Annotated in this window: 1 protein-coding gene; it reads left to right on the top strand. The window is 67.8% G+C overall.

Going from position 1 to position 1814, the window contains the following annotated elements:
* Positions 1-235: 235 nt before the first annotated feature.
* Entirely contained in the window at positions 236-1681 is a 1446-nt protein-coding gene (locus AB0D59_RS51060; RefSeq protein ID WP_362580065.1) for a glyceraldehyde-3-phosphate dehydrogenase, read from the top strand.
* Positions 1682-1814 lie beyond the last annotated feature (133 nt).

Raw genomic sequence — 1814 nt, 5'->3', positions numbered from 1 at the left:
GGCGGGCGCCCCCCAACACCCACCCGACCCCCCCCCCACCGGCTCTTTTCCGCGCAGAAGGCACCCGGGCGCAGGGTTGCCCGGGCCACCGCCATGACCCGGTCCCGCACCGGTTCAGAGTGCCGCGACCGACGTCACACCAGGACGGCCCACATCACACCGGGACCCCCTTGATCGATCATTGACCGGCCGGTTTAGCATATGAGCGCCGCCTAGCTCGATCGAGAGTAGATCTGTGACTGTCAACGACGACTCGTTCACCAACTGGAAGAACCGCGAGGAGATCGCGGAGTCGATGATCCCGATCATCGGGAAGCTGCACCGGGAGCGGGACGTGACGGTCCTCCTCCACAGCCGCTCCTTGGTGAACAAGTCGGTGGTCAGCATCCTCAAGACGCACCGGTTCGCCCGTCAGATAGCCGGCGCCGAACTCTCCGTCACCGAGACGATGCCCTTCCTGCGGGCGCTCACCACGCTCGACCTCGGCCCCTCCCAGATCGACATCGGCATGCTCGCCGCGACCTACAAGGCCGATGACCGGGGCCTGGACGTCGAGGCGTTCACCGCGGAGGCGGTCGCCGGGGCCAGCGGCGCCAACAAGATCGAGCAGCGCGAGCCGCGCGATGTCGTCCTGTACGGCTTCGGCCGCATCGGCCGCCTGGTCGCCCGGCTGCTCATCGAGAAGTCCGGCTCCGGCAACGGGCTGCGCCTGCGGGCCATCGTGGTGCGCGGCGGCGGAGCCCAGGACATCGTGAAGCGCGCCTCGCTGCTGCGCCGCGACTCCATCCACGGCCAGTTCCAGGGCACGATCACCGTCGACGAGGAGAACAGCACGATCCTCGCCAACGGCAACGAGATCAAGGTGATCTACGCCGACGACCCGTCCCAGGTGGACTACACGGCGTACGGCATCCGGAACGCGATCCTCATCGACAACACGGGCAAGTGGCGGGACCGCGAGGGCCTGTCCGAGCACCTGCGCCCCGGTATCGAGAAGGTGGTGCTGACCGCGCCGGGCAAGGGCGACGTCCCGAACATCGTGCACGGCGTCAACCACGACACCATCAAGCCGGACGAGCAGATCCTGTCCTGCGCGTCCTGCACCACCAACGCGATCGTGCCGCCGCTCAAGGCGATGGCCGACGAGTACGGGGTGCTGCGCGGGCACGTGGAGACCGTCCACTCGTTCACCAACGACCAGAACCTGCTGGACAACTACCACAAGTCGGAGCGTCGCGGCCGGTCCGCGCCGCTCAACATGGTCATCACCGAGACGGGTGCCGCGTCCGCCGTCGCGAAGGCGCTGCCCGACCTCAAGGCGCGGATCACCGGCAGCTCGATCCGGGTCCCGGTGCCGGACGTGTCGATCGCGATCCTCAACCTCCAGCTGGCCCGCGAGGCGTCCCGCGAGGAGGTCCTGGACTACCTCCGCGAGGTGTCGCTGACCTCGCCGCTGAGGCGCCAGATCGACTTCATCACCGCCCCGGACGCGGTCTCCAGCGACTTCATCGGCTCGCGCCACGCGTCGATCGTCGACGCCGGCGCCCTGAAGGTGGAGGGCGACAACGCGATCCTCTACCTCTGGTACGACAACGAGTTCGGCTACTCCTGCCAGGTGGTCCGGGTCGTCCAGCACGTCTCCGGCGTCGAGTACCCGACGTTCCCGGCGACGGCGGTCTGACGCCCCTCGCCCCCGACGGCCCGGTCACCCTGCGCGCAGGGTGACCCCGCCCGCCCCCCCCATTAGACCACCCCCCCCCCGCGTAGACGTTATTTTTGATATAAAAAAATAAACAAAACACGGTGAGGGTAGT

This window comes from Streptomyces sp. NPDC048417, assembly GCF_040651615.1.
GTDB lineage: Bacteria > Actinomycetota > Actinomycetes > Streptomycetales > Streptomycetaceae > Streptomyces.
Note: the sequence above shows the minus strand (reverse complement) of the source record. Positions and strands in the feature narration are given on the sequence as shown.